At 59.5% G+C, this 6,781-nt stretch carries 6 protein-coding genes and 1 pseudogene; 3 read left to right on the forward strand and 4 right to left on the reverse strand.

Annotated elements, in window-relative coordinates:
* A pseudogene (locus SE92_RS29225) lies at positions 1–1,023 on the forward strand (hypothetical protein); the annotation flags it as partial.
* A 38-nt stretch (positions 1,024–1,061) separates the two neighbouring features.
* Here SE92_RS29225 and SE92_RS29230 read toward each other — a convergent pair.
* From SE92_RS29230 to SE92_RS29245, 4 genes are all read right to left on the reverse strand, one after another.
* On the reverse strand, positions 1,062–4,034 hold the full coding sequence (locus SE92_RS29230) for an HD domain-containing protein (protein ID WP_198172819.1): 2,973 nt from the start codon (positions 4,032–4,034) through the stop codon (positions 1,062–1,064).
* Positions 4,035–4,468: 434 nt separating this feature from the next.
* Positions 4,469–4,744, reverse strand: a complete 276-nt coding sequence (locus tag SE92_RS29235; RefSeq protein ID WP_063201310.1) for a hypothetical protein — start codon at positions 4,742–4,744, stop codon at positions 4,469–4,471.
* A gap of 264 nt (positions 4,745–5,008) precedes the next feature.
* The gene (locus SE92_RS29240) at positions 5,009–5,233 is read right to left on the reverse strand and encodes a hypothetical protein (RefSeq protein WP_063201311.1); all 225 of its coding nucleotides are present in this window, start codon (positions 5,231–5,233) and stop codon (positions 5,009–5,011) included.
* Between the two features lie 30 nt (positions 5,234–5,263).
* Positions 5,264–5,506 carry a hypothetical protein gene (locus tag SE92_RS29245; protein WP_063203826.1) on the reverse strand — a complete coding sequence of 81 codons (243 nt, stop codon included), beginning with the start codon at positions 5,504–5,506 and terminating at the stop codon, positions 5,264–5,266.
* Positions 5,507–5,653: 147 nt separating this feature from the next.
* Between SE92_RS29245 and SE92_RS29250 the strand changes: the two genes are divergently transcribed.
* Both SE92_RS29250 and SE92_RS29255 read left to right on the forward strand, forming a co-directional pair.
* Positions 5,654–6,079, forward strand: a complete 426-nt coding sequence (locus tag SE92_RS29250) for a DUF5413 family protein (RefSeq protein WP_063201313.1) — start codon at positions 5,654–5,656, stop codon at positions 6,077–6,079.
* A gap of 61 nt (positions 6,080–6,140) precedes the next feature.
* Positions 6,141–6,698: a DUF4112 domain-containing protein gene (locus tag SE92_RS29255; RefSeq protein ID WP_157095729.1), complete on the forward strand. Its 558-nt coding sequence runs from the start codon at positions 6,141–6,143 to the stop codon at positions 6,696–6,698.
* Positions 6,699–6,781: the final 83 nt, after the last annotated feature.

Below are 6,781 nucleotides of genomic sequence, written 5' to 3' on the forward strand. Positions count from 1 at the left end.
GATGCCAACGATCTCGGCGGCGCTGCCGCGCAGGCCAACCGCGCCGCGCGCCGCACCTATGCCAACGTGCCCTCGCCCTCGCCGGAGTTCGACCGGCTGGAGCCGAGCCTGGAGAATCGCGCCACCGGGGCGGAGGCGCCCTATTCCTACGACGAATCGATCGAGGAAGCCGAGCGCTACACGCCGCAGCCGCAGTCGCCCCGTCCGCACATCCCCGTTCTCGACCGCGATACCAAGAAGAAGCGCGTCCGCACCGGCTCCGCCTTTCCGTTCAAGAGCGCGATCGCCGTCGGCATCGTGCTGATCCTGGTCGGGGCCGGCATCCTCTGGGGCAAGCCCCTGGTCCAGACCGTGACCAACCTGATCAAGTCCTCGCCGACCCAGGTGGTGGAGGCGCCGAACAACGCCGCGCAGCCGCAGAGCAAGCCGAAGATCCCCGATCGCGTCGGCCAGCCCTCGGCCAGCGACCAGCCGGTCGCGCCGGTGGCGCAGAAGGTCGTGCTCTATGACGAGGATCCGTCCGACCCGAAGGGCAAGCAATATGTCGGCTCGGTGGTGTGGCGGCTGGAGCCGATCAAGGCCTCGGGCACCCAGAAGGCCGACGTTGCCGTCCGCGCCGACATCGAGATCCCCGACCGCAAGTTCAAGATGACGATGTCGTTCCGCCGCAACACCGACTCTTCGCTGCCGGCGAGCCACACCGCGGAGCTGACCTTCATCCTGCCGCCGGACTTCCCGGGCGGCAGCGTCTCCAACGTGCCGGGCATCCTGATGAAGTCCAACGAGCAGGCGCGCGGCACGCCGCTCGCGGGCCTCGCGGTCAAGGTCACCGACGGCTTTTTCCTGGTCGGCCTCTCCAACGTCGACGCCGACCGTTCCCGCAACGTCCAGCTCCTGAAGGAGCGCTCGTGGTTCGACGTGCCGCTGGTCTATGCCAACCAGCGCCGCGCCATCATCGCCATCGAGAAAGGCGCCCCCGGCGAGCGCGCCTTCAACGACGCCTTCGCGCAGTGGGGCGACTAGAGGCGATACGATTAGGATGAATCGTCACCGACGCAATTCTAGATCGATTCTGGATCGGAGCTAGACGACTCTTCGTTCTTAATCCTCGTCTGAGGGTTTTGCCGGCGGTTTGAAAGTACTTCGGCAATCTGATCGGAAGCCCTTTGTTCGAGTTTTGCGCGTTCGCCCGTGTCGAAGGGGACGACGGGGCTCTGTAAGACTTCAAGCCACCGCGTCGCGCAGCTATTGTCCTGCGCGCTGCGTTGTTCTTGGGTTCCAGACAACTCAAAAAGGCAAAAGGCGACAGGGTCTTCGCTATTGATGGGGAGCTGGCAGATGGCGTCCCGTAGCTGCGTCAGCGAAAATCCCGGCCGCTGTATACTTGCCCATCCGTCTATGATGGTCGCCTTCCCGATTTTTGCGAGGTCTCGTCGCAAAGCCTTTCCAGGTCGGAGCTGACCAATCCTCTCAGCCAAAACTGTTGGAATAAGTGTGGCTGAGTGGCGTAGTTGAAATCCATCGAAAAAGAAAAAGCCATTCATTACCTGAGTGAAGGTTCCTTTGACGCCGGTCGAGACGCCCATTCGATCTTGGTGAAAGACCCCTGCTTCGATTGCTGCGATCAATCCGTCCTTGGTTGTATGAGCTCGAACTTCGTCCGCCCAACCTTGGTACGCAGCGGCCCCACCGACCGCGAGCAACAATATCCGGGGCGACAATGCCTCGATCAGGGGTGCGTTTCCAAGAAGAAATCCGTCTTTAGTTAATACCCATGTTGGCCAAGCTCTCCAAGATCGCACACCTTTTTTGAATCCCTCGTACTTCCCACTGAGCCAATCGCTCGTGCATCGCTCGGGCGCTTCAATGAGAGCGTGGGCTATCAGATCGTCTGTTACGCTTCGAATGAGATCCTCTTCAAAGGGTAGCTGACGCGTTCTGAGTGCCGTCCTCTGTAGATTTACAGGCAATAGTCCATCTCTGTCGAATACCGCCAGATAGGGAATTTGGAAGTTGCTAGTTAAGCTGGTAGCGGAGCGCTGGTAGTCATAAGCGCTCCCGGTTTTGATGACTATTCCATTGCTGGATAGTTCTGGATAGCTTCTCCGGAAGGTCCAAAAGACCTTCTGGAAATCTTTGTTGGCGAAATAGCGCCAATCGGCCGACATGCCATCTTCTGGCTGCGGCAGCCAACTATTCACTTCGGCCGCTTCGCCGAAGATTGTACGACTCACTGACGGCTTTCTCAAAAAGTAATGCCCAAAGGCATTGCCGAAACCAAGCTTGTCGTTGGTCGGAGCGACCTTTGCAATTCGGCCTTTCAGTCGGGGGGGTGTCCGAATCGTGATGCATGTACCAACTGGAGCTAGGACCCTTGATAGCGAAATTGACTCGTCGTCGAGCTTCGCTCGAAATGAGATGCCGTCATCGGGGGCCGATAAGGCATGCCGGGTTGTTAACTCTATCTCGTCTCCAAGTAAGAACGCAGCAAGCGCGCCAATGCCAAATCTTCCAGTCCTCAAAATCTTGGAGTGGCCAGTCGAATCTTCATGGTCGTGTCGCCAAGCCGCGCTTCGTCTAAATGAGGCGCCAGCTCTAAGAAAGTACTCTTGTATGATTTGGGCGGTCATCCCGACACCCCTGTCGGTGAACCTTACTGCTGTGACGCCTTCCTTCGAGCCCTCTACCTCTAGAAGTACATCTCCATCGATAGGGTACCGGGAAACTGACTGTAGTTGGGGATGTTGCGTCAGCAGACTGTCAAATTCACGAACAGCATCGACAGCATTTTGAATCAACTCGCGAATTGCGATAGCGGGATCGTCGCCGTAGAGGGGCTCTACTAGCAGCTTGAGAAGGTCTGCGTTTGCGGCTTCGAAAGAAATCTTTGCCGGAACGTAGGAAACCGTTTTTGAGAATTGTTCAATGTCATCGAGGTTGGATTTAACTCTTCTGATCTTAAGGCCAAGTTCGTCAAGTCGAACGTGCTTCTGCAAGCCGTATACTTCGCCAAGGATGGCCCATGACTGATCCAATTCGCTTTGAACACCTGCGAGCCAGCCCTTGAGTTTCAGAAAGGAATCAACATCACCCGGCTGTGCGATAACAAAGATAGCTTCGGGGTCATTCCCTGTGTTGTGGATGTCGGATATACTCTGGTGAACCTTCCATTCTCGTGCAGAGAGCTGGCTTTGAAAGGAGTTTACCTCTGTTCTTGCGGTGGGCGCTCTTGAGGCTTGGATCTGGAAGTAATCCGCTATTCGAAGAAGTACGGCCAAAAAGGCTGCATGTACGCCGCGGGGCGCGATTTTATTGTTGTAGCTTTGCTCTAGGTAAGCCAAGCAGGGACGTAGATCCATTCCATGGCTTCTGGCGATCAAGCCTGACACATCAGCTAAGAACTCTTGCTCTGCGCTCCCAGTTTGACAAATTGAAATCGACAGTCCTGCCTTGCCGGGTAGGCCGTACAAAGCGATTTCGTGGGCGAGTCTCGGATGGAACTTTCGCAAAAACTCGCCGACGAGTAGATAGTCAAAATCTTCCCATTGCTCTCCCGGCATAGGGAGAGGTCTGACTGGTCGATAGCCTTCACCAAAGAGCGAACGTAGCTTCCGTCCATCGAAGCGGGTGGCGTCTGCGTAAAACTCTTGCCAAAGAATATCCCAGGGTTTCTGATCGAAATAAGGCACGCCACGCCACAAGCAGCCAGGCGTGATCAGACTCTCGAATCCCTCTCGGGTCAGATGCATACCGAAATCGTGTAAGCCCACGGCAACAGCTAAGACGGCGGCATCAGAGGTAGTTAGGAGAGCCTGAGCCTCTTCTGTGGCCAGATCGAGTGCTGTCTGAAGCACTAACTCTAAATGGGTAATGCCGTGATCGGTATATTCCGGAAAGAAGACCATCCGGTTTGCAGAGATATGGCTATTGATACGATCGATAGCCGACGAGACGAATGAAGAGAGCTTATGCTCAGCTTGGATGCGCCCGGTGATGAATTGTGGAATCTTCATTAGGGAAAGTGGATGCTTCATGAGGGGCGGATTGCGAAACATCGTACGAAACAAATAATGGAAATGTATAGGCCGATTCGCCGTTTGGTTGCGATGCGGCAATTACCGGTGAGGGTTCATCGAGGGTTGGGGGCTGCCGCCTCACGGACCAAGAGCATCGGTCTCGCCAGCTCTTAAGCCGACCGCTCCCGCAACGTCCAGCTCCTGAAGGAGCGCTCGTGGTTCGACGTGCCGCTGGTCTATGCCAACCAGCGCCGCGCCATCATCGCCATCGAGAAAGGCGCCCCCGGCGAGCGCGCCTTCAACGACGCCTTCGCGCAGTGGGGCGACTAGGCTCTTCTGTCATTCCGGGGCGCGCATAGCGCGAGCCCGGAATCCATCGTGCAGCAGGCGACGTCGAGAAATGGATTCCGGGTTCGGTGCTGCGCACCGCCCCGGAATGACGTCCGAGTAGCTTACTGCACCGCCGCTTCCCGCTTGCGCGATGCGGCCGCGGCACCGGCCTCGCGGTCCATCACGGCGCGGCAGCCGGTGCTGACCTGCGCCTTGTTCCGCACCATGCAGGCTCTGACCCGGGGGATGTCGGGGATTTCACTGGAGCACAGCCGCATCGCATCGCCCGTGCACATCTGCTGCGCTTCGGAGGAGAAGGCGAGGCCGGGTGAGGTCTGGAATGCGATGGCGGTGATTGCGACGGCCAACAGCGAAGCGATGGTCTGAGTGCGTGTCATGCAGAATGGGTCCCCGATGTCCCTGGGCTTGAGCCACTTGGTTTTTGGGGCGCCGCACGCGACTTGATCTGCCGCATGTCACAGCCTTCACGCCGGGAACTCATTCCCGCGTGTGGTCGCTCGATTTCTTGATTGTTCGAATCGAAAAGTGCTACGCCGCCCGAGCGAAGTATGCGTCATTGTCGGGCGGCTGCAATGGCCGGCATGAAGGAAATTGCAGCTGTTGCGCAGACGTCACGCAACACGCGTGCGCACGCGGTCAGATCAGCCGATCGGAGGATGCGCTTGCTGTTCCGCATCGCTCGCACTGAGCGCGGCGGCGTGTTCCTCGACGGCGGTGACGCCCTTGGCGGTGAGTTCGAACAGGTCGCCGTCCTTCATCACGTAACCGTCCACGATCAGTTGCCCCATCTTGCCTTGCCGGTCGTCGGCGAAGGCAACGGACTGGCTGATGTCCCGCAGGATCGAGAGTTCTTCGTCGTGTAACATGGCTTCACTCTCCGTTCGCGGGATTCAGCCTCACATGCCGTGGCTCTGAAACACCTTGCTGCATGACTTCGACAGCTTGGCACGGTTGGCTTGCAGACAGCCCTGTACGGCCATGTCGTTGCCGAGGTCCTTGCGGCAGAAGCGCGATGCGTCCCGCGAGCAGGCCTTCTGCTCCTGCGGCGTGCCCATGTGCCCTTGCGCGAAAGCGGGGGCCTGGTACAGGCCGCCGAGGGCCGCCAGCGTGATCGTCGCCAGAAGAATTTTGCGGGACATTTCGGCCGCCTCCAATGCAGCGAGGATGATTCAAGGTCTTGTCTGAACTCGTCGTCCTGCCACTTGTTCCCCCAGGGGCAGGAGCCAGCCCGCTGTTCAAGGTTCCCGCCGCGCTGCTATAACGCTGGAGAAGTGTAGAGGTGTCTGATGAAACGCTATCTGGTGTTTGCGCTGCTTGGTCCGTTCGTCGGCGGGTTTCTGCTGCTGCTGACGACGACCTATCAGTCCGGCTATTGGGCCCAGACCAGTCTCGGCGAGGTCGGCAAGCTGTTCGCGGTGTTCTTCAAGACCCTGCAATACAGCTACCTGTTCGGCGTCCTGCCCTCCCTGATGATCGGCGCGGTCGACGACATCCTGGTCCATATCAGGCGGATCGCCCCGGGCTTGCGGATGCTGCTGGTCGGCCTGTTCGCCTTCGTGCTGGCCTCGCTCACCTACAGCTCGCGCGGGCCGGATTCGGGCGCGGTGCAATTCATCCTGTACGGCCTCGTCGGTTTCGTGCCGGCGGTGATTTCGTCCTGGCTCGTGCATAAATATATCAAGGAGCCGCAGACGGTGGCGGCGCCGACCTGAGCGCGCGACGTTCCGGCGCGGCGCAGCAACTTCCACCGCGCCGGCGCGTTTCCTTGAGGCCATGACCATGTCCGACGACGATATTCTCGCGCCACGCCGGTCCCGTTCGGGGAGCGGCGCGCGCGCGACCTCCTCGAGCACCGCGGCGCGCGGGCCGATCATCGACCAGGACGGCCGGGAGATCCGCCCCGAAACGCTGGAGCAGGGATTTCGCGAGTTCCGTTTCGAGTTCGGCAAGGACAATCCCTTCGCCGGCAGCCCGTTCGGCAATCTGACGCGGGAGCAGCGGATCGCGCGGATCGAGGCGATCGCCAAGCTGCTCGACGTCGCCTTCGTCCTGCCCGGCACCAACATCCGCTACGGCATCGACGGCCTGATCGGCCTGATCCCGGTCGTCGGCGACATCATCACCACGGCGATCTCGCTGTGGCTGGTACGCGAGGCCCGCGCGCTGGGTGCGCCCTGGTACATTACCGCGCGCATGCTGGGCAATGTCGCGCTCGACGGCGTGGTCGGCATCGTCCCGTTCGCGGGCGACGCCTTTGACGTCATGTTCCGCGCCAACATGCGCAACGTGCGGCTGCTCCGCCGCTGGCTCGACAAGCAGCCGCGGATTTAGAAGCGGCATGTTCGCCTCTCCCCGCCTGCGGGGAGAGGCCGACACGCGAAGCGTGGCGGGTGAGGGGGACTCTCCGCGAGTCC

Origin of the sequence: Bradyrhizobium sp. AT1, from assembly GCF_001590795.1 — a bacterium.
In the GTDB taxonomy this organism is placed as follows: domain Bacteria; phylum Pseudomonadota; class Alphaproteobacteria; order Rhizobiales; family Xanthobacteraceae; genus Bradyrhizobium.

Bases quoted from the DNA above. Each gene is read 5' to 3' on its own strand.
- SE92_RS29235 (WP_063201310.1), bottom strand. From the start codon at position 4,744: ATGACACGCACTCAGACCATCGCTTCGCTGTTGGCCGTCGCAATCACC.
- SE92_RS29245 (WP_063203826.1), bottom strand. From the start codon at position 5,506: ATGTCCCGCAAAATTCTTCTGGCGACGATCACGCTGGCGGCCCTCGGC.
- SE92_RS29250 (WP_063201313.1), top strand. From the start codon at position 5,654: ATGAAACGCTATCTGGTGTTTGCGCTGCTTGGTCCGTTCGTCGGCGGG.
- SE92_RS29240 (WP_063201311.1), bottom strand. From the start codon at position 5,233: ATGTTACACGACGAAGAACTCTCGATCCTGCGGGACATCAGCCAGTCC.
- SE92_RS29255 (WP_157095729.1), top strand. From the start codon at position 6,141: ATGACCATGTCCGACGACGATATTCTCGCGCCACGCCGGTCCCGTTCG.
- SE92_RS29230 (WP_198172819.1), bottom strand. From the start codon at position 4,034: ATGAAGCATCCACTTTCCCTAATGAAGATTCCACAATTCATCACCGGG.